This window comes from Nonomuraea sp. NPDC054003 (assembly GCF_055585125.1).
This window is the reverse complement of record NZ_JBVJKR010000020.1, coordinates 91,268-118,125: the sequence shown is the minus strand read 5'-3', so window position 1 is coordinate 118,125 and position 26,858 is coordinate 91,268. Positions and strand designations below refer to the sequence as shown.

The window sequence follows — 26,858 nt, the reverse complement described above, 5'->3', positions numbered from 1 at the left end:
CGCGCTACGGGGCATAACCTACATCCATTCACCTAATCCACGACGTTCGAACGAGGTCCTCCTGTGCCGAGTGGCAAGGTCAAGTGGTACGACGCCGACAAGGGGTTCGGTTTCCTCACCCGTGACGACGGCGGTGAGGTCTTCGTGCATTCCTCCGCCTTGCCGGCCAACGCCGGGCCTCTCAAGCCCGGGCAGAAGGTCGAGTTCGGCGTGGCCGAGGGCAGGCGCGGCCAGCAGGCGCTCTCCGTGCGGATCCTGGAGCAGCCGCCGACGCTGGCCAAGACCAAGCCCAAGGCCAAGCGGAAGAAGCCGGACGAGATGGTGGTGATCGTCGAGGACCTGATCAAGCTGCTCGACGGGTTGTCCACGTCCTACCAGCGGGGCAAGCACCCTGAGGCCGCGCACGCGAAGAAGGTCGCGGTGGTGCTCAGGGCCGTCGCCGACGACCTCGACGTCTAGCTTCAGGGCGGTTTCGTCAGCGGTTTGGTCCGGTCGAGAGGCTCCGGCGGGGCGTACGGGGCCGTCTCGGCCTCGGCGGCGGCCTCCCGCGTCCGCGCCTTGGCCGCCCTGACGCGGGCGCGGCGCCGTACGACGAGCCAGCCGAGCGTGACGGTGAGCACGCACGCGAGCGTGACCAGCCCGGCCGCGCTGCTCTCGGTGAGCGACAGCCCGAGCCCGATCAGGCCGCCGAACACCCAGGCGAGCTGGAGGAACGCCTCGACCACGCCGAACGTCGACGAGCGCACCTCCTCGCCGATCTCGCGCTGCACGATCGCGTCCAGCGCGAGCTTGCCCAGCTCCTGGGCGAACGCGGTGACCAGCGAGATGGCCACCGCGGCCCAGAGCCCGAAGAGGATCGCGGTCACGGTGGCGGTCACCGCCGTCGTGGCGAGCGTCAGCAGGACGAGCAGGCCGGGCGCGTGGTTGCGGGTCCAGTTGGCGATCACCGCGCCGGCCAGGCCGCCCAGCCCGGCCGCGAGCGTCAGGACCGCGAGGGTCTTGGTCATGTCGAAGAACGGGTCGGGCGCGGGCGGCGCCAGCCACGGCACGACCTTGTCCTGCACCAGGAAGAGCAGGAAGAACAGCAGGAAGCCGGAGAACAGCCGGATGGCGACGTTGGCCCAGACCGCCTCGGCCACCGCCGGACCCACCTGGAGCAGCGTCCGCCAGCGCGGCGCCCTGCCCTCCTCGGGAGTCTCCTCCTCCAGGTCGGGCGAGTCGACGTGGCGCGGCAGCCGCACCGCGAACACCCCGGCGGCCAGGAACACCACCATGGCGACGCGCAGCATCGTGGCGCTGCCCAGCCAGAGCGTCAGCCCCGCCCCGACCGGCACCATCACGCCCGCCGTCACCAGTGAGAACAGCGCGACCCGCGCGTTCGCCGAGACCAGCGTGATGTCGGCGGGCAGCACGCTCGGCATGATCGCGGCACGCGACACGTTGTAGGCCTTCGACAGCACCAGCACGCCCAGCGCGCCCCCGAACAGCGTCAGCAGGTCCTGCGGGCCGACGGCCGCCGCCATCGCGAAACAGAGCAGGCCGCGGCCGAACAGCGTGCCGGCCATCACATAGCGCCGGCCCGACCTGAACCGGTCGAGGATCGGCCCCACGAACGGCGCGAGCAGCGCGAACGGCAGCATCGTGATGACCAGATAGAGCGCCACCGGGCCGCGGGCCTCGCCGACGGGCACCCCGAAGAAGACGGTGCTGGCCAGCGCGACCGTGACGAGCGTGTCGCCGGCGCTGTGGCCGGCGGTCAGCTCGATCAGCCGGCCGAGGCCGGTGCGGTCGGCGCCGTTGGCGTGGGTGAGGCGGCGGGTGGCCCGGCCGACCGACCGCGCCGCGCCCGCGGTGGCCTTCCCGGCCCGCGCGGTGCCGCCGGCGGTCGCCTTGCCGGCACGCGCGGTAGCCCGGCCCGCGTCGGCGACGCCGCGCCCCACGCGCCGGGAGAGGTCGCGCGCTCGCTCCCAGCCTCCCTCCACGCTTACCAGTCTTACCCGATCGCCCCTCCAACCCTCACCCCCGCTTTCGCACCACTTGCGGTCATCTGTCGCGTCAGGACGCAAATCTTGTGGCGGAATCCGGTGTTTCGGGGAGGCGGCAGGCGGGAATGCGGGCTAGTCGGCCCCGGCACGGTCAGCCATGGGAGAGAATGAAGTGTGAGCGAACAGCACCTTTCGGCGGAGGCAGGCCGATGAGCCGTGCCAGGACCCGCTCCGCCGCGCCCGACCAGGCCTGTGTCGCCGCCGTTGACCTGGCACGCGACGCGGCCCAGGAGCTGGCGCGGCCGGGTGAGCCCGGCGAGCACCTGGGCTACGAGAGCGAGGGCGACCGGGTCGTCACCCACTACTTCGCCTGCCAGGACCGCGCCTATCGCGGCTGGCGGTGGGCCGTCACCGTCACCCGGGCGTCGCGGGCGAAGAAGGTGACGGTCAGCGAGGCCGTCCTGCTGCCGGGTTCCGGCGCGCTGCGCGCTCCCGAGTGGCTGCCGTGGAGCGAGCGCCTGCGCCCCGGCGACCTGGGCGTCGGCGACCTGCTGCCCACGCCGGAGGACGACGACCGGCTGGTGCCGGGTTTCGCCGAACTCGACGACGAGGCGGAGCAGCAGACGATTTTCGAGTACGGCCTGGGCCGGGCCCGTGTGCTCTCGGCCATCGGCAGAGACCGGACCGCCAGGCGCTGGCATTCCGGCGAGCACGGGCCGCACACACCGATCGCACACGCCGCTCCCGCGCAGTGCTCCACCTGCGGCTTCTACTGGCTGCTCGCGGGTGGGCTCCGGCAGCTGTTCGGGGTCTGCACTAACGAGTACGCGCCCGACGACGGCAAGGTGGTCGCCGCCGACCACGGCTGCGGCGCCCACTCGGAGGCGGCGGTGCTGCCGCCGCCCGTCGAGCAGGCCGTGCCCATCCTCGACGACCTGGGCTTCGACCTGATGGAGGAGGAGGCGGGCTCGGTCGGCGAATCCGACTCCGAAGAGCTCGGCCACTCCTGACGGTGCGGGCCGCTAGCCTACGGTGGCCCCGTACCGTTCGACCCCAGGATCGTGACCGATGACCGACACCTTTGGCACCGACCGGATGCGAGCCGCCGTGCTCGCCGCGTGGACGGCCTCGCCCGCCCGGTTCCGCGAGGACGCCAACGCCGAGGAGGACTTCGCGCTCGGCGGCTACCGCGACCGCCTGATCGTCGAGCTGGCGCAGAACGCCGCGGACGCGGCGCTGCGCGCGGGCGTGCCGGGGGTGCTCAGGCTGACGCTGCGCGGCGGCGTGCTGACGGCCGCCAACACCGGCGCGCCGCTCGACGCGACCGGCGTGGAGAGCCTGGCCACGCTCCGCGTGTCCGGCAAGCGTGACGAGGCGGGCGCCGCCGGGCGGTTCGGCGTCGGGTTCGCGGCCGTGGTGACGGTCTGCGACGAGCCGGTGATCGGCTCCCGCGGCTCCGGCTCGGTGCGCTGGTCGCGCGCGGAGACGGCCGAGCTGGTCGCCTCGGTGCCGGAGCTCGCGGGCGAGCTGGCCGCCCGTTCCGGCCACGTGCCGCTGCTGCGCCTGCCGTTCGAGGACGGCCCGCTCGACGTGCCCGACGGGTTCGACACCCTGGTACGCCTCCCGCTGAAGGACGACGCGTCGGCCCTGGCCGTCCGGCGCATGCTGGAGGAGGCGAGCCCGGCGCTGCCGCTGGGCATGCCCGCGCTGTCCGTGATCGAGATCGACCTCGACGGCGAGGTCCGCAGGGTCACCGCCGACGGCTGGCACGTCGTCTCGGAGTCCGGCGAGTTCGCGCCTGAGCAGGTGGCGGAGCTGTTCGCCGACCGGCCCACCGAGGAGCGGGCGCGCCCGTTCTGGTCGGTCCGCTGGGCGGTGCCGCTGACCGGCATCGGCGAGCCGGGGCCGCTGCCCGCCGCGGTGCCGCCGGTCGTGCACGCGCCGACGCCCAGCGACGAGCCGATCGACCTGCCCGCGCTGCTCATCGCGTCGTTCCCGATGGCCACCGACCGCCGCCACGTGGCCAAGGGGCCGCTGGCCGACTTCCTGGTCGAGAAGGCCGCCGACGCCTACGTCCGGCTGCTGGAGGAGCTGCCGCGCACTCCCAAGCTGCTCGACCTGGTGCCTTCGTACATGGGCAAGGGCGAGCTCGACGCGCGCGTCCGCCGCGCCGTGCTCCAGCGCCTGCCCGACACCCCGCTGCTGCCCGCGCTGTCGGCGCCCGCGCCCGCCGTGCGGACGCCCTCGTTCGCCGACGCGGAGGTCTACGAGCCCGACGCCGAATGGCTGGTCGAGCACCCGTCGCGGGAGCCGGGGGAGGACGGCTGGGTCGTCTCGGGCCGCGAGGCCGCCGTGGTGGCCGGGTCGGGCGAGCTGCTCGACGCCGTCGCCGCGTTCGTCCCCGGGCTGCTGCCCGCCGGCTGGCCCGCCCGGCACCCCGCGATGACCTCGCTGGGCGTGCGCAGGGTCGAGCTGTCCGACGTGGTCGACCTGCTTTCCGGCGAGGCGGTGGAGGGGCGCGAGCCGTCGTGGTGGCGCTCGCTCTACGAGGTGCTGCCGGCCGACGACCCCGAGTCGCTCGGCGCGCTGCCGGTGCCGCTGGCCGACGGGCGGCTGGTGCGCGGCCCGCGCGGCACGCTGATCCTGACCGACGGCGGGTCCGCGCTCGACCTGACGCCGCTGGGGCTGCGCATCGTGCATCCGGAGGCCGCCCACCCCGCGCTGCTGCGGCTGGGCGCCGCCGAGGCCACCCCGCGCACCATCCTGGACGACCCGATCACCAAGGCCGCCGTCGCCCAGTCGCTCGACAACCCCGACGCGGGGCCGGTCGCGCACGCCGTGCTGTCCCTGGTCCAGGCGGCGGGGCTGGCGCCGGGCGAGGCGCCGTGGCTGGCCGAGCTGGCGCTGCCCGGCGCCGACGGCGAGCTCTACCCGGCGGGTGAGCTGATGCTGGCCGATGGGGCGCTCGCCGGGCTGCTGGAGCCCGGCACCCACCTCGGCGTGGCCGCCCGCGAGCTGGAGGAGACCTACGGGCCGCGGGTGCTGGAGGCGGCGGGCGTGCTCGACGGGTTCGCCGTGGTGCACGACTCCGACGTGCTGCTCGACCGTGACGAGTGCGACCACGACCTCGACGGCGAGGACGAGTGGCTCGACCACGTTCTCGACCTGCTGCCGGAGCTGGACGTGCCGCCGGTGGTGCCGGAGTTCGCCGCCGTGCGCGACCTGGAGCTGGTCGCCGACTGGCCGGCGGCGCTGCGGCTGCTGACCCGCCCGCCGCTGCGCGCCGCCCTCCACCCGCTGCGGATCGAGGGCGTCGAGGTGCCCTCCTACACCGCCTGGTGGCTGGCCGGCCATCCGGTGCTGGGCGGGCGCAGGCCGCGCGAGCTGCGGCTGCCCGGAGCCGACCCGCTGCTGCAGGGCCTGTACGCGGACGCGCCGGAAGGGCTGGACGAGGGGGCGCTGGCCATGCTCGGCGTGCGCGGCACGCTCGCCGACCTGCTCGACTCCCACGGCGGCCCCGAGGAGCTGCTCGACCTCATGGCCGACGAGTCGATCGAGGTCGACCGGGCGCAGCTGCGTTCCCTGTGGGTGGCGCTGGCGGCGGTCGAGCCCGATCGGGTGGCGCCGCCGTCCCGGGTGCGGGCCGTGCTCGGCGGCGACATCGTGGTGGCCGCCGCCGAGGACGTCGTCGTGGTGGAGGCGCCCGACCTGCTGCAGCTGGTCACCGACCGGCCGCTGGTGCTCGCTCCCTACGACCTGGCGGAGTCCCTGTCGGAGCTGCTCGACCTGCCGCTCGCCGGCGAGGTGGCGGCCGGCGAGGTCACCACCGCCGGCGAGACCCGGCAGGTGCCGCCCCAGGTGCGCTCCCTGCTCCCGACGGCCCCCGAGACCTACGTCGAGCACGAGAAGCTGCTGGTGGACGGCGTGCCGTGCGCGTGGCGGTTCTTCGAGGGCGCCGTCCACTGCACCGGCCTCGACGGCCTGGCCCGCGGCCTGGCCTGGGCCACCGGCCAGTGGAACGACCGCCTAGCGGTGGCCGCCATGCTCCGCGACCCGTCCGCGGTCCCCCTGCTCCTGGCGGAGGCGGACCTGTCCTGATCTCCTGAAGAAGCGGACCGGTCCTGAACTCCTGACGGAGGCGGACCGGTCCTGATCTCCTGGCGTCCTGGAAAGGGCGGGCGTGTGGCGATCCGACCCACGCCCGCTCCGGCCCGCTCTCCGGACCTACGGTGGGCCGGGCAGGCCGAAGGCTTGCTAACGGCGCCCAGCCCGAGGGGGTTCCCGAAAAGCTTTTGACTTTGGCAGGAAGCTCCGGCGTTTCTGGCCGGAAGCTCCGCACCGACCTCCGTGATTCGGGTCAGGCGGCGGGACAGGCGGCACCGGACTCGGGCATCGTGCCCTTCAACAGGTACGCGTCCACCGTGCGGACGACGCACGTGCTGCCGCTCAGGTAGGCGCCGTGCCCCTCGCCCTCGTAGGTGACCAGGACGCCGGTCTTGAGCCGGTCCGTCAGCGACACCGCCCATTCGTACGGTGTGGCGGGGTCGCCCTTGCCGCCGATGACGACGATCGGGGCCGAGCCGGTGGCGTCGATGTGCTTGGCCTCGTCGCTGCCCTCGGTGGGCCAGTGGGCGCAGGCGCCTGAGGTGCTCTCGACCGACATGATGGGGAAGATCTTCTCGACCTGCTCGTTGAGCGCGGCCATGTCGGCGGCTGTCGGCCGCTGGGAGGTGTCGGCGCAGCTGATGGCCTGGAGGCTGGTCATCATGGTCGAGTAGGTGCCGTCGGGCCTGCGGCCGGTGTAGCTGTCGGCCAGCGCCAGCAGGGTGGTGCCGTCGCCCTTGAGCGCCGCGGCGACGCTCTGCTCCAGCATCGGCCAGGTGGCCTTGGCGTACAGCGGGGTGATGACGGCGAACTGGGCCAGGCCGTAGGTGAGCTGCCGGTCGCCGACCTTGAGCGGCTTCTCCTTGAGGTCGTCCATCAGCGCTTCGACGGTCTGGCGCGCTTCGGCGGGGGACTTGCCGAGGTCGCAGCCCTGTGCGACGCAGTCCTTCGCGAACGCCTCGAAGGCCTGGGCGAAGCCCTTCATCTGGGTGAGCGCCCGCTGCTCGAAGGTGACGTTCGGGTCGTAGGCGGCGTCGAGCACGAACCGGCCGACCTTCTCGGGGAACTTGGTCGCGTACACCGAGCCGAGGTGGGTGCCGTACGAGAGGCCGAAGTAGTTGAGCTTGTCGTCGCCGAGCGCGTCGCGGATGCGGTCGAGGTCCTGGGCGGCGTTGACGGTGCCGACGTGCGGGAGCACCTTGCCCGAGTCGGCCTCGCAGGCGGCGGCGAACTCGCGGGCGGCCTTGTCGGGGTTCTCCCCGGCGGCCGGCGACATCAGCTCCTCCACCTTGCCGCCGCACTTGACGCCCGCGCTCCTGTCGACGCCGCGCGGGTCGAAGCTGACCAGGTCGTAGGCGCTGCCGGGGCCGGCGAAGGCCTGCCTGGCCAGCGCCAGCGTGTCGACGCCGGAGCCGCCGGGGCCGCCGAAGTTGAAGACGAGCGACCCGAGGCGGTCACCGGTGGCCTTGATCCGGATGAGGGCGAGGTCGATGGTGTCGCCGTCGGGCCGGCTGTAGTCGAGCGGCACGGCGAGCGTGCCGCATTCGAGGGCCGGTTCGGGGGCCATGGGCTTGCCGTCGGGCCCCATGAGGTCGGTGCACGCCTGCCACGCCACCGCCCCGGCGTCGCGCGCGGCCGGCTCGGCGGCGGGCTTCTCGGCGCCGGCGCAGCCGGTCGCCGCCAGGGCGAGCACGAGGGAGGTGAACAAGGTCCTTTTCATGCCATCAAGCATGAGAGAGGAGGCGTTTGCTCAGGTAGTACAAGGAAACAGCAGTTCGAGGTGACTCCCGTAAGCGGCGCGGGATGACAGATGTCAGCGGCGGAGGCGGTGGACGAACCACATGCCGAAGAAGCCGAAGCCCACGCCGGTGAGACACGTCCAGACCCACCAGGAGTTCTCCGGGGCGGGCGGGAAGATCAGTAAGGCGACCAGGGCGATCGCCCAGAGGCCGGTGCCCACGGCGATGGTGGCGGTGTCGTTGGTCTCGATCGGCTCGGGGTCGGGGTGCCACTGCTGCGTCACAGCATCCAGCCTAGCTTCCAATCGCATCTCGATACGGTTACCAGCACTTTTGGCGAATCGTCCCAAGTGTCACAGTTCGCCCGTGAGTGACTCCCGTACCGCTATAGACCGGTATTTCTCCATCACCGAACGCGGCTCCACCGTCTCCCGTGAGGTGCGCGGTGGCCTGGCCACGTTCTTCACCATGGCGTACATCGTGGTGCTGAACCCGATCATCATCGCCAACGGCAAGGACATCCAGGGTGAGGTGATCGGCGACGGCACCACGCCCAACGTGGCGCTGGTGGCCGCGGGCACCGCCTTCGTGGCCGGTGTCCTGACCATCCTGATGGGTGTGATCGCCCGGGTGCCGTTCGCCCTGGCCGCCGGGCTCGGCCTGAACGCCTTCGTGACGTTCAACATCGCCCCGCTGATGACCTGGGAAGAGGCCATGGGCCTGATCTTCCTGGAAGGCATCGTGATCGGCATCCTGGTGCTGACCGGGCTCAGGGTCGCGGTGTTCCGTGCCATCCCGTCCCAGCTCAAGACCGCGATCAGCGTCGGCATCGGCCTGTTCATCGCGCTGATCGGGTTCGTCGACGCGGGCTTCGTGCGCCGGGTGGCCGCCGGGCCGCCGCTGGAGATGGGCATCGGCGGCAACCTGTCTTCCTGGCCGATCCTCGTCTTCGTCATCGGCCTGCTCGCCACCGCGGCGATGGTGGCGCGCAAGGTCAAGGGCGCGATCCTGCTCGGCATCGCCGGCACCACCCTCATCGCGATCGTCGTCGAGGCGCTGACCGGCTCGGGCGCGTCCTCGCCGGAGAACCCGGACGGCTGGCAGCTGAACGTCCCCGCCTGGCCCAGCGAGGTCTTCGGCTTCAACAACCCGCTCGTGCTGTTCGCCGAGTTCGACCCGTTCGGCGCGTTCAGCTCGGCCGGGCTGCTGCTCGCCGTGCTGTTCGTGTTCACCCTGCTCATCACCGACTTCTTCGACACCATGGGCACGATCGTGGGCGTCGGCCGCCAGGCGGACCTGGTCAAGGAGGACGGGACGCTGCCGCGTACCCGTGAGATCCTGCTCGTCGACTCGCTCGGCGCCGTCGTCGGCGGCGCCGGCTCGGTGTCGTCCAACACCACCTACGTCGAGTCGGCAGCGGGCGTCGGGGAGGGCGCGCGGACCGGCCTGGCGAGTGTGGTGACCGGCGCGCTGTTCCTGGTGGCGATCTTCTTCGCGCCGCTCGTCCAGATCGTGCCGTACGAGGCCGCGGCGCCCGCCCTGGTGGTGGTCGGCTTCCTGATGATGACCGCGATCCGCGACATCGACTGGACCGACTACGAGATCGCCATCCCGGCGTTCCTCACCATCGTGCTCATGCCGTTCACGTACTCGATCTCCAACGGCATCGGCGCCGGCTTCGTCTCGTACGTGCTCATCAAGGTGGTCCGCGGCAAGGCGCGCGAGATCCACCCGCTGATGTGGGCCGTCGCGGCGTTGTTCGTGCTGTACTTCGCGCTCGGCCCGATCAGGGTCATGCTCGGGCTCTGACCAGGAAGTACGGGCCGCCGTCCGCGAGGACGGCGGCCCGTTGGGTATCAATGGGTGAGACGGAACCTGGCTTGGGAAATTTCTTGACCGCGGCTATAGTTAGCAAAGGTAATGACACATGCTAACAAGACCTCAGTCCCAGATGGACCTGCGAAGCGACGCCGGTCTGGCTTCCGCGTTGCGCGTTTCCCTGGCCAGGCTCAACAGGCGGCTGCGCAGGCAGGCGGCGGCGCACCCGCTGACCCCCACCCAGTTCGCGACTCTGGCCGCCGTCGAGCGGCACGACGGGATAACCCCTGGCGAGCTGGCCGAGCTCGAAAAGGTGCAACCGCCCTCGATGACCCGCGTGATCGCCGGGCTGGAGGAGCGCGGCCTGGTGTCGCGCAGCCCGCACCCGAGCGACCGGCGCCAGGTGACCGTGACCGTGACCGACGCCGCCAGGAAGCTCCTGAAGGAGGAGCGGGCGCGCAAGGAAGCGTGGCTGACGCGGCAACTGAAGGAGCTGTCGCCGGAGGAGCGGGCGATTCTCCGTCAGGCGGCTCCGATCCTGGAGAAACTCAGCAGGATCTAGAGCCTGAAGAACCCAGGACCGGGATGTTCCGGTCGCTCAGCATTCGCAACTACCGCATGTTCGCCATCGGCGGCGCGGTCTCCAACGTCGGCACCTGGCTGCAGCGCACCGCCCAGGACTGGTTGATCCTCGACCTGACCAACGGCAGCGCCGCGGCCCTCGGCACCGCCACGGCTCTGCAGTTCCTGCCCATGCTGCTGTTCGGCATGTTCGGCGGCGTGCTGGCCGACCGCTACCCGAAGCGGCCCCTGCTCATCACCGCGCAGACGCTGATGGCCACGCTGGCCCTGGCGATCGGCGTGCTCACGATGACCGGCGCCGCCCAGGAGTGGCACGTCTACGTGATGGCCTTCACGCTCGGCATGATCTCCTGCGTCGAGGTGCCGACCCGGCAGGCGTTCGTGGTCGAGATGGTCGGCAGGGACGATCTGCCCAACGCGATCGCGCTCAACAGCTCCAGCTTCAACCTGGCCCGCGTCGTCGGCCCGGCCGTCGCCGGCATGCTCATCTACATGCTGGGCGGCACCGGCCCGCTGTTCCTGATGAACGCGCTCACGTTCGCCGCGGTCATCTCCAGCCTGGTGTTCATGCGGAAGGCCGAGCTGCGCCCGTCGGACCCGGTGCCCAGGGCCAAGGGGCAGCTGCGCGAGGGGCTCAGGTACGTGCTGCGCCACGAGAAGCTGCTGATGCCGATCCTGCTGATCGCCTTCGTGTCGATGTTCTCGCAGGCGTTCTCGATGTCGATCGCGCTCATGGCCCGCGAGGAGTTCAAGGCGGGGGCCAACTCGTTCGGCCTGGCCTCCAGCATGTTCGCCGTCGGCGCGCTCGCCGGGGCGCTGCTGGCCGCCCGCAGGGTCACGATCTCGCGCAGGATGCTGTTCGGCGGGGCGATCGGCTTCGGCGTGTTCCAGATCGCGGCCGGGCTGGCTCCGTCCTACCTGTTCTACCTGGTCCTGCTCGTGCCCGCCGGCGTCGCGCTGATCACGGTCAACACCGCCGCGAACGCCGCCGTCCAGCTCGCCACCTCGGCCGAGATGCGCGGCCGCGTCATGGGCATCTACATGCTGGTCTTCGTCGGCGGCTCGCCCATCGGGGCGTCGCTGGTCGGCTGGCTGTCGGAGCTCGGCGGGCCGAGGGCCGGCGCCGTCCTGGCCGGCGGGTTCGTGCTGGCCGGCACCGCGATGGCCGTCCTGGTCACCAGGATGATCACCGGGCGGGTGGCGCGGCGGCGGGCGGTGCCTGCCACCACCTGAGGCGGGACACACTGGGGGTATGAGGCTCTTCGCGGCCGTGTTGCCGCCCGACGAGGTGCTGGACGAGCTCGAACGCGCGATCGCGCCGCACGTCGGGCAGGTGCCGGAGCTGCGCTGGCCGGACCGCGCCACCTGGCACGTCACGCTGGCCTTCTTCGGCGAGGTGCCCGAGCGGGCGCTGCCCGACCTGCGTGCCCGCCTGGCCCGCGCCGCCGGCCGCCACCCGGTGCCGGCCCTGGCCTTCACCGGGTTCGGCGCGTTCTCGTCCGTACGGCGCGCGCGGGTGTTCTGGGCGGGCCTGTCGGGCGACTCGATGGTCCGGCTGGTCGACTCCGTCAGGGCCGCCGGCCGGCGGGCCGGCGCCGCGAACATCGACGAGAAGCGCTTCCATCCGCACCTGACGCTCGCCAGGGCCAAGGCCGAGACCGACCTCCGCCCGCTCGTCGACTCGCTGGCCGGATTCACCGGCTCGACGTGGCGGGCGGAGACGATCCGGCTGTTCATGAGTGAGCCGGGGCCGCGGGTGAGGTACGAGTCACTGGACGAGTGGGCGCTCGCACCCGCGTCGCCCGGCTAGGCTCCTGGGCGTGGACCGTCCTCGTTCCTGGCTGCTGCCCCTGGTGCTCGGCCTCCTCATGCTCATCGTGATCGTCGGCGCGCTGGTGACCTGACGCCCTACCAGGCGTAGTCTTCCGGCGCGGTGCGGTGGCCCGGGAAGATCTCGTCCAGCTTGGCCAGCGCCTCGTCGTCGAGCTCGATCTCGAGCGTGCGCATGGTGCCGTCGAGCTGCTCCAGGGTGCGCGGGCCGATGATCGGCGCGGTCACCGCGGGCTGCTTCAGCAGCCAGGCCAGCCCGACGTGCGCGGGGTCCTCGCCCAGCTCGTCGCAGAGCTTCTCGTACCGCTCGATCTTGTCGCGGTGCTTCTCCAGCTCCGTGAGCATGCGGTCGGCGGCCGAGCGGCCCTTGTCGATCTTGCGCAGGACGCCGCCGAGCAGGCCGCCGGCCAGCGGGCTCCACGGGATGACGCCCAGGCCGTAGTCCTCGCACGCGGGCAGCACCTCCAGCTCGACCGCCCTGGTCAGCAGGTTGTAGTGGCTCTGCTCGCTGACCAGGCCGAAGAAGCCGCGCCGGGCCGCCGTCTCCTGCGCCTTGGCGATGTGCCAGCCGGCGAAGTTGGACGAGCCGACGTACAGGATCTTGCCCTGCTGGCGCAGCACCTCCATCGCCTCCCAGAACTCGTCGAACGGCGTGCGCCGGTCGACGTGGTGGGCCTGGTAGATGTCGATGTAGTCGGTCTGCATGCGCTTGAGCGAGGCGTCGCAGGCCCGGCGGATGTTGAGCGCCGACAGCCTGCTCTCGTTGGGCCAGTCGCCCATGTCGCCGTAGAGCTTGGTGGCGATCACCGTTCTCTCACGGCGGCCGTCTCCCTGGGCGAACCACCGGCCCAGGATGTTCTCGGTGATGCCCTCGCCCTTCTTCCAGCCGTAGACGTTGGCCGTGTCGAAGAAGTTGAGGCCCAGCTCGTGAGCCCTGTCCATGATCGCGAACGAGTCTTCTTCGGAGGTGTGCGGGCCGAAGTTCATGGTGCCGAGGCAGAGCGGGCTGACCCGGAGGCCGCTGCGCCCGAGGTTCACGTAGTCCATGCTTTCCACACTAGGTACCTGGAGTGCGCTCCAGGCCATAGGGTTGGGGCCGTGTTCTCGGGGCTGGTGCGCGCTTCGGTGCCGCTGTTCCTCTCGATGGTCACCAACCTGCTCGGCTCGGTCGTGGTCACCGCCGTGCTCGGCCGCCACGCCACCGTCACGCTCGCCGCCTTCGCCGTCATGACCGCCGTGCTCACCCCCGCGTCCACGGCCGTCGCGGGCGCGTTACGCGGGCTCGCGCCGTTCGTCGCCCCGCACCGCGACGACCCCGACGCGGTGCTGCCGGTGCTGCGCGACGCCCGGTGGCTGAGCCTGTTCGTGGGGATGGCGGGCGCGCTGGCGGTGCTGGGCGTGCCCGCGCTGGCCGGGGCCGCCGGGGTGCCCGCCGAGGTGGTGGCCGAGCTGGGGGTGCTGCCCTGGCTGCTCGCCCTCTACCTGGTGATCTACGCCGCGGGCGGCGGCGCCACCGCCGTGCTGGTGGCCATCGGGCGCAGCCGGGGCGTGCTGTGGGCGAGCCTGGCGAGCACGGCGGTGATGATCGTGCTGGCCGTCGCGCTGGTGCCGCCGCTCGGGCTGACCGGTGTCGGGGTGGCCTGGACGCTGTCGGGGCTCACCCTGGTCGGCGTCGGCGACCTGGCGCTGCGCCGGGCCCTGGGCCGTCCGGTCGGCCGGGGCAGGCCGCGACCGCGGGAGATCGCCCGGCTGGCCGCGGTGAGCCTGCCGCTGGCGGCGACGGTGCTGATCAAGTTCGGCGCGCTGGGCGTGATCACGTTCGCGGCCGGCATCACCGGCGCCCGCGACGCCGCCGCGCACGCGGTGCTGGCCACGCTCACCGGGTTCATCGTGCTCGCCGCCATGGCGGTCGGGCAGGCGTCGGTGCCCGAGGTGTCGCGCGCCGCCACCGTCGCCTCGGCGCGCCGCGCCAACCGCGCCGCGGCCCTGCTCGCCGTCGGCGGCACCACGCTCGCCGCGCTGACGCTGCTGGTGCTGGGCGGCCCGGTGCTGGGGCTGTTCACCGGCGATCCCGCCGTGCGCGGCGTGGCGCTGGCGCTCCTGCCGCTCATGCTGCTGTCCTCGATGGCCGACTCGGTCCAGGCCGTGCAGGGCTTCGGCCTGACGGGGCTGAAGCGTACGGGGGCCAGCCTGGCGTACTTCGCCGCCGGCTACGGGCTGCTCGCGCTGGCCGCCGTGCCCGTGGCCGCGACCTGGGGGGTCACCGGGCTGTGGGTCGCCATGCTCGTGGGCAACCTGCTGCTGGCCGTCCTCCAGACCACCGGGTTCCACCGGCACAGCGCGCGGGTGGGCCGGGCATGCGTGGCGGGTGGGGCATGATGGCGGCGTGGGGGGACTGCTGATCAGGATGCTCGGGGTGGCGCTGGCCGCCCTGGCCGTGCTGCCTCCGGCGGCGGCCGCGGCCGACGACGGGGAGCGGTTGTTCACCTTCCGCGACCCGCGCATCACCGAGTCCAGCGGGCTGGCCGTCTCGCCCACCCACGACGACGTCTACTACACCCACAACGACAGCTCGGCGCAGCCGGAGTTCTACGCGGTCGGGGCCGACGGCAGGACCAAGGCCACCTTCCGGCTGCGGGGGGCCGAGGCGCGCGACTGGGAGGCCATGGCGGCGGTCAAGGACCCCGAGACCGGGCGCGGGGTGCTGTGGTTCGCCGACATCGGCGACAACCTCGACGGGGCGTGGCCCGACGTCTCCATCTACAAGGTGATGGAGCCGCGCACGCTCGCCGACGCCACCCTGCCCGCCGTCCGCTACCGGTTCCGCTACGCCGACGGGGCCAGGAACGCCGAGGGCATCATGGTGAACCCCAGGACCGGACGGCTCCACGTCGTGACCAAGGAGTTCGCCGGCGGGGTCTACGTGGCTCCCAAGAAGCTGCGTACTGACAGGACCAACACGCTGCGCAGGATCGGGAGCGCGCCGATCATGGCCACCGACGCCGCGTACGCGCCCGACGGCTCGTCGTACGTGATCCGCACGTACTTCTCCGCGACCCTGTACGAGCCGTCCGGCAAGATGATCGCCAAGGTGCCGATGCCGGAGCTCAGGCAGGCCGAGTCCATCGCGTACACCCGGGACGGCACGGCCCTGCTGACCGGGTCGGAAGGGGTGCGCAGCCCCGTCCACAGGGTGCCGTTGCCGGCCGCAGCGACGCCCACGCCCTCGCCCACGCCGTCCGAGCGGCCCCGCGCGCAGGGCACCACCGCGGCGGCCGAGCCGGCGGGCGGCGGGCTGACAGGGCTGAACGTGCTGATCTGGCTGGGGGCGGCGGCGCTGGCGATCGGCGCCATCACGTTCCTGGCGCGCATCACGCGCTGAGGCGCCGCCGGGGAGAGCCCGCGCCGCGCGCTGAGCGCCGCTACGGACGCATGCCGGCGGTGAACATGTCGCCGCGCAGGGCCCGCTCGACGGCCTCGATCGAGCGGGCCAGGCGCACCAGGCGGGGGCCCTCCTGGCGGTAGGTGTCGAGGACCGCCTCGATGGCGTGCGGCGGCAGGTGGCCCTTGAGGTCGACCGCCGCCCCCCGGTAGCCCGCGCGGGCCGCCTCGACCGCGGAGCCGACGTGGTGGCGGGCCATCCGGGCGAGCGCGACCGGATGCCGCCTCAGCACCTCGTAGGCCCGGTAGTCGGGCGGCACGGCGTCGAGGAGCCAGGCGACGGCCGACCTCTCCCAGTCGGGCACGCTGGGGGGTCGCACCTCGGCGGGCCATTCGGGCGGGACATACATGCCTTCATCGTACTCACGTTCGATTCGCCTCCCTAGGGCGAGGTGGACGCCCCGTTTTGGATACATTCACCACGTGACGGAGAAGATCGGAGTCGTGGGGGCCGGGATCGTCGGCCTGGCGGTCGCTCGCGAACTGGCCGCCACCAGGGGCGCCGAGGTGACCGTGCTGGAGAAGGAGGGCCGCGTCGGGGCCCACCAGACCAGCCACAACAGCGGGGTCGTGCACGCGGGAATCTACTACCCGCCCGGCTCGCTGAAGGCCAGGCTCTGCCGCGAGGGCGTGGCGCTGCTGAAGGACTACTGCGCGCGGCACGCGCTCCCGTACGAGGAAGTCGGCAAGCTCGTGGTGGCCGCCACCCGGGCGGAGCGGCCGCGGCTGGCCGCGCTGGCGGAGCGGGCCAGGGCCAACGGCGTGCCCGGCATCACCGAGCTGGACGCGCTCGGGCTGCGCGAGGTGGAGCCGCACGCGGTCGGCGTGGCGGCGATCCACTCGCCGCGCACCGCGATCGCCGACTTCCCCGCGGTCGCGCGCCGGCTCGCGCTCGACGTGGCGGAGCTGGGCGGCTCGGTACGGCTGCGGCATCCGGTCAGGGGCATCAGGGAGACCTCCAGGGGCGTGGAGGTGGTGGCGGGGACGGGCAGGTTCGCCTTCGACCGGCTCGTGGTCTGCGCCGGGCTCGGCACGGACGCGGTGGCCGCGATGGCGGGCCGGCCGGGCTCGGTGCGCATCGTGCCGTTCCGCGGCGAGTACTACGCCCTCCGGGGGGCGGCGAGGGACCTGGTGCGCGGGCTCATCTACCCGGTGCCCGACCCGCGCTACCCGTTCCTCGGGGTGCACCTCACCCGGCACGTCGGCGGGGAGGTGCTGGTGGGGCCGAACGCGGTGCTGGCGGGCGCGTACGAAGGGTACACATGGCGAAATTTTCGTGATTTTCCTCAGATTCTCGCCTGGCCCGGCACCCTCCGCATGGCCCGCCGCCACTGGCGCACCGGCGTCAAGGAGGTCTACGGCTCACTGGTCAAGAGCGCCTTCACCGAGGCCGCGCGCCGCTACGTCCCCGAGCTCACCGCCGATGACCTGCAACGCGCCGCGGGCGGCGTGCGCGCGCAGGCGGTGGCGCGCGACGGCTCGCTGGTGGACGACTTCGCGGTGGACGTGCACGGGAACGTCGTCCTCGTACGGAACGCGCCTTCCCCCGCTGCCACGTCGAGCCTGGCCATCGCCCAGCACATTGCCGGAATTGTTCCGGCACCCTCCCGATGAGTGCATCCTTGATGGTGATGGAAGCGCGCCTGTTGATCGTCGAAGACGACCCGAACATCCTCGAACTCCTCGCCGCGAGCCTGAGGTTCGCGGGCTTCGACGTGTCCACCGCCAAGAGCGGCGCCGACACGGTCGCAGCGGTCCAACGGCAACGCCCGGACCTCGTGGTGCTCGACGTCATGCTGCCCGACCTGGACGGCTTCGAGATCGTGCGGCGGCTGCGGAGCGGCGGCATGTACACGCCCGTGGTGTTCCTGACGGCCAAGGACGAGACCGAGGACAAGATCCGCGGGCTGACGATCGGCGGCGACGACTACGTGACCAAGCCGTTCAGCCTGGAAGAGGTCGTGGCCAGGATCCACGCCGTGCTCCGCCGTACCAGCGGCGACGCGCAGCCGCCCCCGCCCAGGCTGACGTTCGCCGACATAGAGCTGGACGAGGAGAGCCACGAGGTGTGGCGCGGCGGCCACGCCGTCGCGCTGTCGCCGACCGAGTTCAAGCTGCTGCGCTACTTCATGACGAACGCCGGACGGGTGCTGTCCAAGCCGCAGATCCTCGACCACGTGTGGGACTACGACTTCCGCGGCGAGGTAGGCATCGTCGAGTCCTACGTCTCGGTGCTCCGCCGTAAGATCGACAATCGCAGTCCGCGGCTCATCCACACCCTGCGCGGCGTCGGATACGTCCTGCGGTTGCCGCCGAGCGGCTGATGGCCAGGTCGGGCCGGCTGCCGCTCCGGATCAAGCTCATGGCCTCGATGCTGGCGCTGCTCGGCATCGGCATGTCGTTCATCGGCGTGGTGAGCGTCTCGGTCCTGCACGGCTACCTGATGGACCGCGTCGACGGCCAGGTCAACCTGATCTCGGTACGGGTCCAGAAACGGCTGATCATCGACGCCGAGCGGCGCGAGCAGGGCAGGCAGACGTCCGAGAAGCCGCTGCTCATCGAGTCGGACACGATCGTGCTGCTGCGCGACCCGTACGGCGGGCTGACCCCCGCCCAGGGCGACCGGGACGTCGACCAGAAGCCCAAGCCGCAGCTGGAGGACTCGCCGGGGCCCGGCGTCTACACCGCGCCCGCCGTGAGCGGCCCCGGCGAGTGGAGGGTGCGCGAGACCGCCACCCCGTACGGCACGTTCGTGGTCGCCACCGACCTGACCGAGGTCAACGAGATCACCCGGCGGCTCGTCTTCATCGAGCTGCTGGGCGGCGGCGGCATCGTGCTCATCCTGGCCGTGGTGGGCGTCACCATCGTGCGGCGCAGCATGCGGCCGCTGGTCGAGATCGAGCGCACCGCCGGCACCATCGCCGCGGGCGAGCTGGGCCGCCGGGTGCCCGACGGCGACTCGCGCACCGAGGTCGGGCGGCTGGCCACGGCGCTCAACGGGATGCTCGCGCAGATCGAGAGCGCGTTCGCGGCGCGCTCGGCCTCCGAGGAGGCCGCCAGGCGCTCCGAGGACCGGATGCGGCAGTTCGTCACCGACGCCTCGCACGAGCTGCGCACCCCGCTCACCTCGATCCGCGGCTTCGCCGAGTACGCCCGCCAGAACCCCGGCGCCGACCCGGCCGAGCTGATGCAGCGGGTGGAGAACGCGGCCGGCCGGATGACCCTGCTCGTGGACGACCTGCTGCTGCTCGCCCAGGTGGACCAGCACCGCCCGCTCAAGATGCGCCCGGTGGACATGCTGGCGCTGGCAGCCGACGCGGTGCAGGAGGCGCGCATCCTCGCCCCCGACCGGCAGATCGACCTGGACGTCGTCGGCGGCGCCGCGCTCATCGTCTCCGGCGACGAGGTGCGGCTGCGCCAGGTGGTCGGCAACCTGACCTCCAACGCGCTCATCCACACCGAGGAGGGCACCCCGATCACCGTGCGGGTCGGCGCCGGCGACGGGACGGTCTTCCTGGAAGTGGCCGACAAGGGGCCCGGACTCAGCCCCGACCAGGTGGACCGGGTCTTCGAGCGCTTCTACCGGGCCGACTCGGCCAGGTCCAGGCGGCGTTCCGGCGAGGACCGGGGCAGCGGGCTCGGTCTGGCCATCGTGCAGGCGCTCGTGCAGGCGCACGGCGGCACGGTCGTGGCGCGGAGCGCGCCCGGCGAGGGCGCCACCTTCCGGGTCGAACTCCCACTCGCCTTGGAGTGAGCCTTCAGCGTTTCCTCAGGTCACTGGGCCACCCTGAGAGGGTGAGCAAACCCGAGGCGCTGATCATGGTGGTGGACGACGAGCCCAGCATCAGGGACCTGCTCTCGGCGAGCCTGCGTTTCTCCGGGTTCGAGGTGGTCACCGCCGCCGACGGCAACGAGGCCGTCGAGGTCGCCAAGCGGACCGGCCCCGACCTGGTGGTGCTCGACGTCATGCTGCCGGACCTCGACGGGTTCGAGGTGGCCAGGCGGATCGACGCGCCGGTGCTGTTCCTGACCGCCCGCGACGCCACCGAAGACAAGATCGCCGGGCTGCGGGTGGGCGACGACTACGTGACCAAGCCGTTCAGCCTGGAGGAGGTCCAGGCGCGCATCCGCGCGGTGCTGCGCCGCACCCGGGGCGAGGGCGCGCCCGCGAGCCGGCTCAAGGTGGCCGACCTGGAGCTGGACGAGGAGGCGCGCGAGGTGTGGCGGGCCGGCCGCCAGGTGCGGCTGTCGCCGACCGAGTTCAAGCTGCTGCACTACTTCATGGCCAACGCCGGGCGGGTGGTGTCGAAGGCGCAGATCCTCGACCACGTGTGGAACTACGACTTCGGCGGCGACGCCGGGGTGGTCGAATCGTACGTGTCCTATCTCCGGCGCAAGGTCGACGACGTGGAGCCGCGGCTCATCCACACGCTGCGCAGCGTCGGATACGTGTTAAGGGAGCCGCCCTCGGGCTAGCTTGACGGTATGGACCTGTTGAGCGCGCTCCAGCGACTGCGCGGGACGCTGGACCGGGAGCTGTTCCCGCTGGCGATCGGCGAGGCGGCGGGCGACCGGCGCGCGCTCAAGGAGCTGACCGGCCAGCTCGACGACTACCTGCTGCCGCGGCTGCGGGCGATCGACGCCCCGCTGCTGGCCGTGGTCGGCGGCTCCACCGGGGCGGGCAAGTCCACGCTGGTCAACTCGCTGGTCGGGGCCGACGTGGCCGAGCCGGGGGTGCTGCGGCCGACCACGCTGGTGCCGACCCTGGTCGCCAACCCGGCCGACCGCGACTGGTTCATGGGCCAGAACGTGCTGCCCGGCATGTCCCGCGCCACCGGCTCCGGTCCCGGCGCGCTCCGGGTGGTGACGTCCGAGGCGCTCGGCGCCGGGCTGGCGCTGCTGGACGCGCCCGACATCGACTCCGTGGTGACCGCCAACCGCGAGCTGGCCGCGCAGCTCCTGGCCGCCGCGGACCTGTGGCTGTTCGTCACCACCGCCGCCCGCTACGCCGACGAGGTGCCGTGGAGCTTCCTGCGCACCGCCCGCGAGCGCAGCACCGCGCTCGCCGTCGTGCTCGACCGGGTGCCTGCCGAGGCCGCGGGGCCGGTCGCCCGCGACCTGGAGCGCCTGCTGACCGAGAACGGGCTCGACGGCACCCGCCTGTTCACCGTGCCCGAGGCGCCGCTGCCCTCGGAGAAGGCCCGACTGCCCGCCGACGCCGTCGCCCCGATCGCCGCCTGGCTCTCCGGGCTCGCCGCCGACGCCGCCGAACGCTCCCGCGTCGTACGGCAGACGCTGTCGGGCGCGCTCGACAGCCTCGCCGTCCGCGTCCCCGCGCTGGCCGGCGCGGTCGAGCGGCAGGAGGCCGGCTTCGGCACGCTGCGTGACGTGGTCGAGGGCGCCTACGCGGGCGGAATGGCGGACTTCGACGAGGGCATGCGCGACGGGTCGCTGCTCCGCGGCGAGGTGCTGGCCCGCTGGCAGGACTTCATCGGCACCGGCGACTTCATGCGCTCCCTGGAGAGCCGGGTGGGGTGGCTGCGCGACCGGATCGTCGGCTTCTTCACCGGCCAGGTGCCCGAGAACCGGCTCAGGGACGCGCTGGAGAGCGGCGTCGAGGCGCTCATCAGGGGATCCGCCGACGCCGCCGCCGAGCGGGCGCTCGAAGGCTGGTCGGCCGCGCCCGGCGGCGCCGGGCTGCTCGACCGGCTCGGCGCGATCGAGTCGGCCCGGCTCGGCCGCGCCGCCCCCGACCTGGGCAAGCGGACCGAGCTGGCGGTGCGCGGCTGGCAGGAGTTCGTGCTCGACCTCGTACGGGAGGAAGGCGCGGAGAGGCGGACCACGGCGCGCGCGGCGTCGTTCGGCGTGAACGGGGCGGGGCTGCTGCTGATGCTGGCCGTGTTCGCCTCGACGGGCGGGCTGACCGGGATCGAGGTGGGGATCGCGGGCGGCACCACCGTGCTGTCGCAGAAGCTGCTGGAGGCGATCTTCGGCGACCAGGCGGTGCGCACGCTCACCATCCGCGCCCGGGAGGACCTGCGGGAGCGGGTGCGGGGGCTGATGGACGAGGAGGCGGCCCGCTTCCTGTCCGTCCTGGAGCCGCTGGAGCCGTCGCGCGGCACGGCCACCGCCCTGCTGGACGCGGCCCGGACGATCCGCGACCACCGGACGGAGCTCCCATCCGGTCGGCGGGACCGTGACCTGGAGGGCCCGCCCTCCGAGAAGGCCCGCCCCGCGGCCGGCCCGTCCGGGACGGGACTCCCTCCCGAGGGTGGCCCCGGCCCGTCCGGGACGGGACCCCGGGAGTCTCCCGGCGGTGGTTCTGAGGCGGGCGGCGCGGGACTCCGGGAGTCTCCCGGTGGTGGTTCTGAGGCGGGCGGCGCGGGACTCCGGGAGTCTCCCGGTGGTGGGTTTGAGGCGGGCGGGTCGCCGCGGGCGCGGACGTCCGAGGGAGGGGACGCGCGGTGAAGCTGCTGCGCCGCAAGGAGCGGCCTTCGCTGGACTCGCGGCTGGCCGCGCTGCTGGAGGCGGCCGAGCTGGGCGAGGGGCGGCTGCCGGCGGAGGCCGTCGCGGCGGCGCGCGCGGTGGCCGAGCGGGCGGGGGCGCGGCGCCGGCTGTCCGTCGAGCACACGGTGGCCGCGCTCGCCGGGGCGACCGGCAGCGGCAAGTCGTCGCTGTTCAACGCCATGACCGGCACGGACCTGGCCGCCGTCGGCGTCACCCGGCCCACCACGTCGACCGCCCAGGCGGCGCTGTGGGACGGCGCGGGAGCCGGGCCGCTGCTCGACTGGCTCGACGTCCCGCACCGCCACTCCGCGTCCGCCGTCGACGACCTGTCCGGCCTGGTCCTGCTCGACCTGCCCGACCACGACTCGATCCGGCTGTCCCACCGGCTGGAGGTGGACCGGCTGGTGGAGCTGGTCGACCTGCTGGTGTGGGTGCTGGATCCGCAGAAGTACGCCGACGCCGCCATCCACGAGCGCTACCTGCGACCGCTGGCGGGGCACCGGGACGTCATGGTGGTCGTGCTCAACCAGATCGACCGCCTCCCGCCGGGCGCGGCGGACCGCTGCCTCGAGGACCTGCGCCGCCTCCTCGACGCCGACGGCCTCACCGGCGTCCCGGTCCTCGGCGTGTCGGCCCGGACGGGCGCCGGCCTGGCCGAACTGCGCACCCTCCTGTCCGCCCGGGTCGCGGACCGCGCCTCCTGGTCCGCCCGCCTCGCCGCCGACGTCACCACCGCCGCCACCCACCTGACCACCGCCTCGTCGGCCCTTCCCCGTACGAGCGGTCACACTTCCGGCAGCCCGCGCGGACGGACCGAAGGGTCTGCCGGAGAAGGGACGCTCGCCCTTGACACGGGACCGGCCGACGGCGCCGTACCCCCGGACGCACCGCACCATCAGGACGAGACCGGCTCCTGGGCCGGGATCGAGGCCCGAGGCGGTGGCGGGCCGCTGAGAAGCGCGCCGGACGGGCAGGCGGCGTTGCCGGCGGTGTCCGGAGACGTCACGGGGCTGGAAGGGCGCCTGGTGGCCGCGCTGTCGCGGGCCGCCGGGGTGCCGGTCGTGGTGGAGGCCGTGGCGAAGGGGCACCGGCACCGGGCCGTGGTCGCCACCGGGTGGCCCGTCACCCGGTGGGTGCGGCGGTTCCGGCCCGACCCGTTGCGGCGGCTGCGGATCGGTGTGGCCGCGCCCGCGTCCTCCCCGGACCGCGAGTTGGTGGGCCGCACCTCCGTACCCGAGGCGTCCGCCGTGCAGCGGGCGCAGGTCGAGACCGCGATCAGGGACGTCGGCGAGTCGGCCGCCGCCGGGCTGCCGGGCGCGTGGGCGGCGTCGGTGCGGCAGGCGGCGCGCTCGCGCTCGGCGGAGCTGGCCGACGCCGTGGACAAGGCCGTCGGCCGCACCTCCCTGGGAGCGACCCGGCGGCCCCGCTGGTGGCGGGCGGTGAACGCGTTGCAGTGGCTCGTGTTCGCGGCCCTGCTGGCCGGGGCGCTCTGGCTGGGCGGGCTGTTCGCGCTGGGCTACCTGCGCCTGCCCGAGCCGCCCCTGCCGACCGCCGGCGAGGTGCCGTGGCCGACCGTGCTGCTGCTCGGCGGCGCGCTGGCCGGGGTGCTCATCGCCCTGCTGTCCAGGGTGGCCGCCTGGCTCGGCGGCCGTCGCCGCGCCCGCAAGGCTTCCAAGGCGCTGCGCGAGGCCATCGGCAGGGTGGGGCAGGAGTACGTGCTCCAGCCCGTCGAAGAGGAACGCGACCGCTACACCCGCTTCGCCGACGCCGTCACCCGGGCGGGCTGAGGATGTCACATTTGCGGCGCCTTTTCCTTCTCATGATGTGAGGAAAGGGGAGGAACGTGACGAAGAAGATCGTGGTGGTCGGCGGCGGGCTGGCCGGGCTGGTGGCGGCCGTCGTCTGCGCGGAGGCGGGGGCGGAGGTGACGCTGCACGAGGCGCACAGGACGCTCGGCGGGCGGGGGCGGGCGATCGCCGGGCCGTACCTGGTTCACGAGGGCGCTCACGTCTTCTACGCCGACGGGCCGCACTGGGCGTGGTTGCGGGAGCGGGGCCTGGTCGACGGGCTGGGCAGACCGGCGGTGCGTGATTACCGGATGGGGTTCGTACGGGACGGCCGGATGCGGCTGCTGCCCCCGGCGGGGTTCCTGCGGATGATGGCGACGGGGCCCAGGACGGCGCCGGTGGAGGTGGACTTCCACACCTGGGCGTCCAGGTCGTACGGCGAGCGCACGGCCCGGGTGGCCGCCAACGCGATCAGCGTGGTGACGTACGACGCCGACACGGGGCGGTTGTCGGCGGCGTTCGTGTGGGATCTGCTGCGCCGGGTGTTCGCCCCGCGCCCGCCGGCGGTCCGGTGGGTGGTCGGCGGCTGGCAGGCGGTGATCGACCGGCTCGCCGCCCGCGCCCGCGACCTCGGCGTACGCGTCGAGCTGGGCTCTCGCGTGACCGAGCTGCCGGGCGAGCCGACGATCGTCGCGACCGAGCTGTCGTCGGCGCGGCTCCTGCTCGGCGACGACACGCTGCGCTGGGAGAGCGGCGACTGCGTGATGCTGGACCTGGCCGTGCGCTCGGCGCGGGGCGACCGCTTCATCTGCTGGGACCTGGACGACGGCGGCTTCCACGAGAGCTACTCCATGCAGGACCCCACGGCCGCGCCCCAGGGGGAGACGCTGTTCCAGATCGACATGCCGATCCGCCGCGGCGAGTCCAGGGCCGAGGCGACCCGGCGGGTGGAGGCGCTGGCCGATCTGGCGGTGCCCGGCTGGCGCGAGCGCGTGACCTGGCGGCGTTCCGGGGCGGCCAGGCACCGTACGGGCGCGCTCGACCTGCCCGGCATGACCTGGCGCGACCGTCCCGCGATCGACCGGGGCCACGGCGTGTTCCTGGCGGGCGACATGGTGGCGGCGCCCGGGATGCGCGGCGAGATCTCCGTCAACAGCGCGATCACGGCGGCCAGGCACGCCCTGCGCGTCGGCGAGCCCGCCGCCCGATGACCGCCGACCCCTTCCACACGCACCGCAACCTGCTGTTCAGCATCGCCTTCGACATCCTGGGCAGCGCCGGCGACGCCGAGGACGTGGTGCAGGAGACCTGGCTGCGCTGGCACGGCGTGGACCAGGCCCGGGTGGACAACCCTCGCGCCTACCTCGTCCGCGTCGTCACCCGCCTGGCCCTGGACGAACGCGACCGCCTCCACCACGAGTACGTCGGCCCCTGGCTGCCGGAGCCCGGCCCGGACCCGGTCGAGGACGTGGCCCGCGCCCAGGAGGTGACTTACGGGCTGATGGTGGTGCTGGAGACGCTCTCGCCGCTGGAGCGGGCGGCGTTCATCCTGTACGAGGCGTTCGGCTTTCGGCACGCCGAGGTCGCCCGCATCCTCGGCCGCTCTCCCGCCGCCGTCCGCCAGCTCGTCCACCGGGCCCGCGAACACGTCGAGGCCCGCCGTCCGCGGTTCCCCGAGGAGCGGGCCGCCGCCCAGGCCGTCGCGGAACGCTTCCTCGACGCCGCGCTGGGCGGGAGCATCGCCGGCCTGATGGAGGTGCTGGCTCCGGACGTGACACTGCGCACGGACGGCGGCGGACGCGTCAAGGCCGCCCTGCGTCCGGTCACCGGCAGCGATCGGGTGAGCAGGCTGCTGGCGGCGGTCGCGCCGGTGGGCCTGGAGACGACGGTGTACTGGTCCGCCCAGGACGGCCCGCCCACCGCGGCGCTCTTCTCCGACGGTCTGCCGTACGCGGTGCTGGTCGTCGTCATGGCCGAGGATCAGCACCGGATCAGCGAGGTGTACGGCATCCTGAACCCCGACAAACTGGCCCGGCTAGCCCTGTGAGCGGTCGTTCCCGTCAGGGGTGAACGAGGTCGTGAGATCGCGGAGGGTGGCGAGCAGCGGCCGGAGCAGGGGATGGGACTCGGCGCCGCGGCGGACGGCGGCGAAGACGCGGCGTTCCGGGCCCGGCACGTGGCGGATCGCGACGCCCGGCTGGGCCATGTCGCGCAGCGCCAGCCGGGGCACCAGGGCGACCCCGGCACCGGCGGCCACCAGGGCGACCACGGCGCGGAAGTCGTCCGAGCAGTGGGCGAAGCGAGGGGTGAAACCGGCCTGCTCACAGGCGAAGGCGATCACGTCGTGCACCGGGTTCCCCGGGTACGGGCCGATCCAGGTCTCATCGGCGAGCGCGGCCAGCGAAGTGCCGGTCGGCGGGTGCGTCTCGGTCTGAAGGCCGGGCCGCTCCACCGCCGGCGGGTGGGCCTCGGGCCCCGGCGGGGCGTCCCGGCCGGCCAGTGGGTGCGTCTCGGGCAGGACGAGGTCGAAGGGCTCGGCGTACAGCGGGACCCGGGACAGGCGCCGGTCGTCGGGGGCGCCCCGGTACTCGACCGCGATCGCCACGTCGGCCTCGCTGTCGAGGAGCATCGTCAGGGACTGGTCGCCCTCCGCGTCGCGTACCCGTACCTGGAGGCCGGGCGCGGAGGCGCGCAGGGCCGTGATCGCGGGGGCGAGCACGGCGCTGATCGCGGTGGCGAAGCAGGCCACGGTCACCTCGCCCGCGGCGCCCGCGGTGTAGTCGGCGACCTCGGCGCGGGCGCGTTCGAGCTGGGCCAGGACCTCGTCGGCGTGTCCCAGCATGATCTTGCCGACGGCGGTGAGGTGGACGCCGCGGCCGTCGCGGATGAACAGCCGGTGCCCGACCTCGTGCTCCAGCGCGGCGAGCTGCTGCGACACGGCGGACGGGGTGAGGTGCAGGGCGGCGGCAGCGGCGGTGACCGTGCCGTGGTCGGCCACCGCCTGGAGCGTGCGCAACCGCCGCGTGTCTATCACGCCGCGAGGATACGCCCTCCGGCCAGGGAAG

23 protein-coding genes are annotated in these 26,858 nt (G+C 73.2%); 17 read left to right on the top strand and 6 right to left on the bottom strand.

What is annotated here, in order from left to right; genetic code table 11:
• Window positions 1-63: 63 nt before the first annotated feature.
• Window positions 64-459, top strand: a complete 396-nt coding sequence (locus ACZ6YG_RS39065; RefSeq protein WP_148035117.1) for a cold-shock protein — start codon at window positions 64-66, stop codon at window positions 457-459.
• Between the two features lie 2 nt (window positions 460-461).
• Here the strand turns inward: ACZ6YG_RS39065 and ACZ6YG_RS39060 are convergent, their stop codons facing one another.
• A complete protein-coding gene (locus tag ACZ6YG_RS39060; RefSeq protein ID WP_466020753.1) occupies window positions 462-1,982 on the bottom strand; it encodes an MFS transporter in 1,521 nt (506 codons plus the stop codon).
• Between the two features lie 212 nt (window positions 1,983-2,194).
• On the opposite strand from ACZ6YG_RS39060, the gene ACZ6YG_RS39055 reads away from it, so the two are divergent.
• Entirely contained in the window at window positions 2,195-2,995 is an 801-nt protein-coding gene (locus ACZ6YG_RS39055) for a DUF3027 domain-containing protein (RefSeq protein WP_219550103.1), read from the top strand.
• Window positions 2,996-3,053: 58 nt separating this feature from the next.
• Window positions 3,054-6,083, top strand: coding sequence for a sacsin N-terminal ATP-binding-like domain-containing protein (locus ACZ6YG_RS39050; protein WP_466020752.1), 3,030 nt, complete (start codon window positions 3,054-3,056; stop codon window positions 6,081-6,083).
• A gap of 259 nt (window positions 6,084-6,342) precedes the next feature.
• Here the strand turns inward: ACZ6YG_RS39050 and ACZ6YG_RS39045 are convergent, their stop codons facing one another.
• Together ACZ6YG_RS39045 and ACZ6YG_RS39040 are read right to left on the bottom strand one after the other, a co-directional pair.
• Window positions 6,343-7,809, bottom strand: coding sequence for an alpha/beta hydrolase (locus tag ACZ6YG_RS39045; protein WP_466020751.1), 1,467 nt, complete (start codon window positions 7,807-7,809; stop codon window positions 6,343-6,345).
• Window positions 7,810-7,902: 93 nt separating this feature from the next.
• Window positions 7,903-8,112, bottom strand: coding sequence for a DUF2530 domain-containing protein (locus ACZ6YG_RS39040; RefSeq protein WP_261808917.1), 210 nt, complete (start codon window positions 8,110-8,112; stop codon window positions 7,903-7,905).
• Window positions 8,113-8,194: 82 nt separating this feature from the next.
• Here ACZ6YG_RS39040 and ACZ6YG_RS39035 point away from each other — a divergent pair, with 82 nt between their 5' ends.
• From ACZ6YG_RS39035 to thpR, 4 genes are all read left to right on the top strand, one after another.
• On the top strand, window positions 8,195-9,637 hold the full coding sequence (locus tag ACZ6YG_RS39035) for an NCS2 family permease (RefSeq protein WP_261808916.1): 1,443 nt from the start codon (window positions 8,195-8,197) through the stop codon (window positions 9,635-9,637).
• A gap of 118 nt (window positions 9,638-9,755) precedes the next feature.
• Window positions 9,756-10,208 (top strand): MarR family winged helix-turn-helix transcriptional regulator, encoded by a 453-nt coding sequence (locus ACZ6YG_RS39030; RefSeq protein ID WP_148035111.1) that lies wholly within the window; start codon window positions 9,756-9,758, stop codon window positions 10,206-10,208.
• 23 nt (window positions 10,209-10,231) lie between these two features.
• Entirely contained in the window at window positions 10,232-11,461 is a 1,230-nt protein-coding gene (locus tag ACZ6YG_RS39025) for an MFS transporter (protein ID WP_466020750.1), read from the top strand.
• 19 nt (window positions 11,462-11,480) lie between these two features.
• Window positions 11,481-12,038, top strand: a complete 558-nt coding sequence (gene thpR / locus ACZ6YG_RS39020) for an RNA 2',3'-cyclic phosphodiesterase (RefSeq protein WP_271277503.1) — start codon at window positions 11,481-11,483, stop codon at window positions 12,036-12,038.
• 98 nt (window positions 12,039-12,136) lie between these two features.
• On the opposite strand, the gene ACZ6YG_RS39015 is transcribed toward thpR, so the two are convergent.
• A complete protein-coding gene (locus ACZ6YG_RS39015; protein ID WP_148035108.1) occupies window positions 12,137-13,105 on the bottom strand; it encodes an aldo/keto reductase in 969 nt (322 codons plus the stop codon).
• Between the two features lie 51 nt (window positions 13,106-13,156).
• On the opposite strand from ACZ6YG_RS39015, the gene ACZ6YG_RS39010 reads away from it, so the two are divergent.
• On the top strand, window positions 13,157-14,437 hold the full coding sequence (locus ACZ6YG_RS39010) for an MATE family efflux transporter (RefSeq protein ID WP_466020749.1): 1,281 nt from the start codon (window positions 13,157-13,159) through the stop codon (window positions 14,435-14,437).
• A 7-nt stretch (window positions 14,438-14,444) separates the two neighbouring features.
• Window positions 14,445-15,440, top strand: coding sequence for a hypothetical protein (locus tag ACZ6YG_RS39005; protein WP_466020748.1), 996 nt, complete (start codon window positions 14,445-14,447; stop codon window positions 15,438-15,440).
• Window positions 15,441-15,480: 40 nt separating this feature from the next.
• On the opposite strand, the gene ACZ6YG_RS39000 is transcribed toward ACZ6YG_RS39005, so the two are convergent.
• Window positions 15,481-15,849, bottom strand: a complete 369-nt coding sequence (locus tag ACZ6YG_RS39000) for a hypothetical protein (RefSeq protein ID WP_148035103.1) — start codon at window positions 15,847-15,849, stop codon at window positions 15,481-15,483.
• A gap of 73 nt (window positions 15,850-15,922) precedes the next feature.
• Between ACZ6YG_RS39000 and lhgO the strand changes: the two genes are divergently transcribed.
• The 8 genes from lhgO to ACZ6YG_RS38960 all read left to right on the top strand — a co-directional run bounded on the left by lhgO (window position 15,923) and on the right by ACZ6YG_RS38960 (window position 25,840).
• Complete coding sequence (lhgO, locus tag ACZ6YG_RS38995) at window positions 15,923-17,113, top strand: L-2-hydroxyglutarate oxidase (RefSeq protein ID WP_466020747.1); 1,191 nt, start codon at window positions 15,923-15,925, stop codon at window positions 17,111-17,113.
• A gap of 11 nt (window positions 17,114-17,124) precedes the next feature.
• On the top strand, window positions 17,125-17,823 hold the full coding sequence (locus ACZ6YG_RS38990) for a response regulator transcription factor (RefSeq protein WP_246641076.1): 699 nt from the start codon (window positions 17,125-17,127) through the stop codon (window positions 17,821-17,823).
• Window positions 17,823-19,253 carry a sensor histidine kinase gene (locus ACZ6YG_RS38985; protein ID WP_148035100.1) on the top strand — a complete coding sequence of 477 codons (1,431 nt, stop codon included), beginning with the start codon at window positions 17,823-17,825 and terminating at the stop codon, window positions 19,251-19,253. Before ACZ6YG_RS38990 ends, ACZ6YG_RS38985 begins: the two co-directional genes overlap by 1 nt.
• Window positions 19,254-19,318: 65 nt before the next feature.
• The gene (locus ACZ6YG_RS38980; RefSeq protein WP_148037095.1) at window positions 19,319-19,975 is read left to right on the top strand and encodes a response regulator transcription factor; all 657 of its coding nucleotides are present in this window, start codon (window positions 19,319-19,321) and stop codon (window positions 19,973-19,975) included.
• 9 nt (window positions 19,976-19,984) lie between these two features.
• Complete coding sequence (locus tag ACZ6YG_RS38975) at window positions 19,985-21,967, top strand: GTPase family protein (RefSeq protein WP_466020746.1); 1,983 nt, start codon at window positions 19,985-19,987, stop codon at window positions 21,965-21,967.
• The gene (locus ACZ6YG_RS38970; protein ID WP_466020745.1) at window positions 21,964-23,793 is read left to right on the top strand and encodes a YfjP family GTPase; all 1,830 of its coding nucleotides are present in this window, start codon (window positions 21,964-21,966) and stop codon (window positions 23,791-23,793) included. The genes ACZ6YG_RS38975 and ACZ6YG_RS38970 overlap by 4 nt, the downstream gene beginning before the upstream one ends.
• Before the next feature lie 56 nt (window positions 23,794-23,849).
• A complete protein-coding gene (locus ACZ6YG_RS38965; RefSeq protein WP_466020744.1) occupies window positions 23,850-25,004 on the top strand; it encodes an FAD-dependent oxidoreductase in 1,155 nt (384 codons plus the stop codon).
• Window positions 25,001-25,840, top strand: a complete 840-nt coding sequence (locus ACZ6YG_RS38960) for a sigma-70 family RNA polymerase sigma factor (RefSeq protein WP_466020743.1) — start codon at window positions 25,001-25,003, stop codon at window positions 25,838-25,840. Before ACZ6YG_RS38965 ends, ACZ6YG_RS38960 begins: the two co-directional genes overlap by 4 nt.
• Here the strand turns inward: ACZ6YG_RS38960 and ACZ6YG_RS38955 are convergent.
• Window positions 25,829-26,827, bottom strand: coding sequence for a LysR substrate-binding domain-containing protein (locus tag ACZ6YG_RS38955; protein WP_466020742.1), 999 nt, complete (start codon window positions 26,825-26,827; stop codon window positions 25,829-25,831). The two genes, ACZ6YG_RS38960 and ACZ6YG_RS38955, sit on opposite strands and share 12 nt — an antisense overlap.
• Window positions 26,828-26,858 lie beyond the last annotated feature (31 nt).

Excerpts from the sequence above, each read along its gene's own strand:
- ACZ6YG_RS39055 (WP_219550103.1), top strand. The coding sequence starts at position 2,195 with ATGAGCCGTGCCAGGACCCGCTCCGCCGCGCCCGACCAGGCCTGTGTC.
- ACZ6YG_RS39050 (WP_466020752.1), top strand. The coding sequence starts at position 3,054 with ATGACCGACACCTTTGGCACCGACCGGATGCGAGCCGCCGTGCTCGCC.
- ACZ6YG_RS39045 (WP_466020751.1), bottom strand. The coding sequence starts at position 7,809 with ATGAAAAGGACCTTGTTCACCTCCCTCGTGCTCGCCCTGGCGGCGACC.
- ACZ6YG_RS39030 (WP_148035111.1), top strand. The coding sequence starts at position 9,756 with ATGCTAACAAGACCTCAGTCCCAGATGGACCTGCGAAGCGACGCCGGT.
- ACZ6YG_RS39025 (WP_466020750.1), top strand. The coding sequence starts at position 10,232 with ATGTTCCGGTCGCTCAGCATTCGCAACTACCGCATGTTCGCCATCGGC.
- thpR (WP_271277503.1), top strand. The coding sequence starts at position 11,481 with ATGAGGCTCTTCGCGGCCGTGTTGCCGCCCGACGAGGTGCTGGACGAG.
- ACZ6YG_RS39015 (WP_148035108.1), bottom strand. The coding sequence starts at position 13,105 with ATGGACTACGTGAACCTCGGGCGCAGCGGCCTCCGGGTCAGCCCGCTC.
- ACZ6YG_RS39000 (WP_148035103.1), bottom strand. The coding sequence starts at position 15,849 with ATGTATGTCCCGCCCGAATGGCCCGCCGAGGTGCGACCCCCCAGCGTG.
- ACZ6YG_RS38990 (WP_246641076.1), top strand. The coding sequence starts at position 17,125 with ATGGTGATGGAAGCGCGCCTGTTGATCGTCGAAGACGACCCGAACATC.
- ACZ6YG_RS38985 (WP_148035100.1), top strand. The coding sequence starts at position 17,823 with ATGGCCAGGTCGGGCCGGCTGCCGCTCCGGATCAAGCTCATGGCCTCG.
- ACZ6YG_RS38980 (WP_148037095.1), top strand. The coding sequence starts at position 19,319 with ATGGTGGTGGACGACGAGCCCAGCATCAGGGACCTGCTCTCGGCGAGC.
- ACZ6YG_RS38975 (WP_466020746.1), top strand. The coding sequence starts at position 19,985 with ATGGACCTGTTGAGCGCGCTCCAGCGACTGCGCGGGACGCTGGACCGG.
- ACZ6YG_RS38960 (WP_466020743.1), top strand. The coding sequence starts at position 25,001 with ATGACCGCCGACCCCTTCCACACGCACCGCAACCTGCTGTTCAGCATC.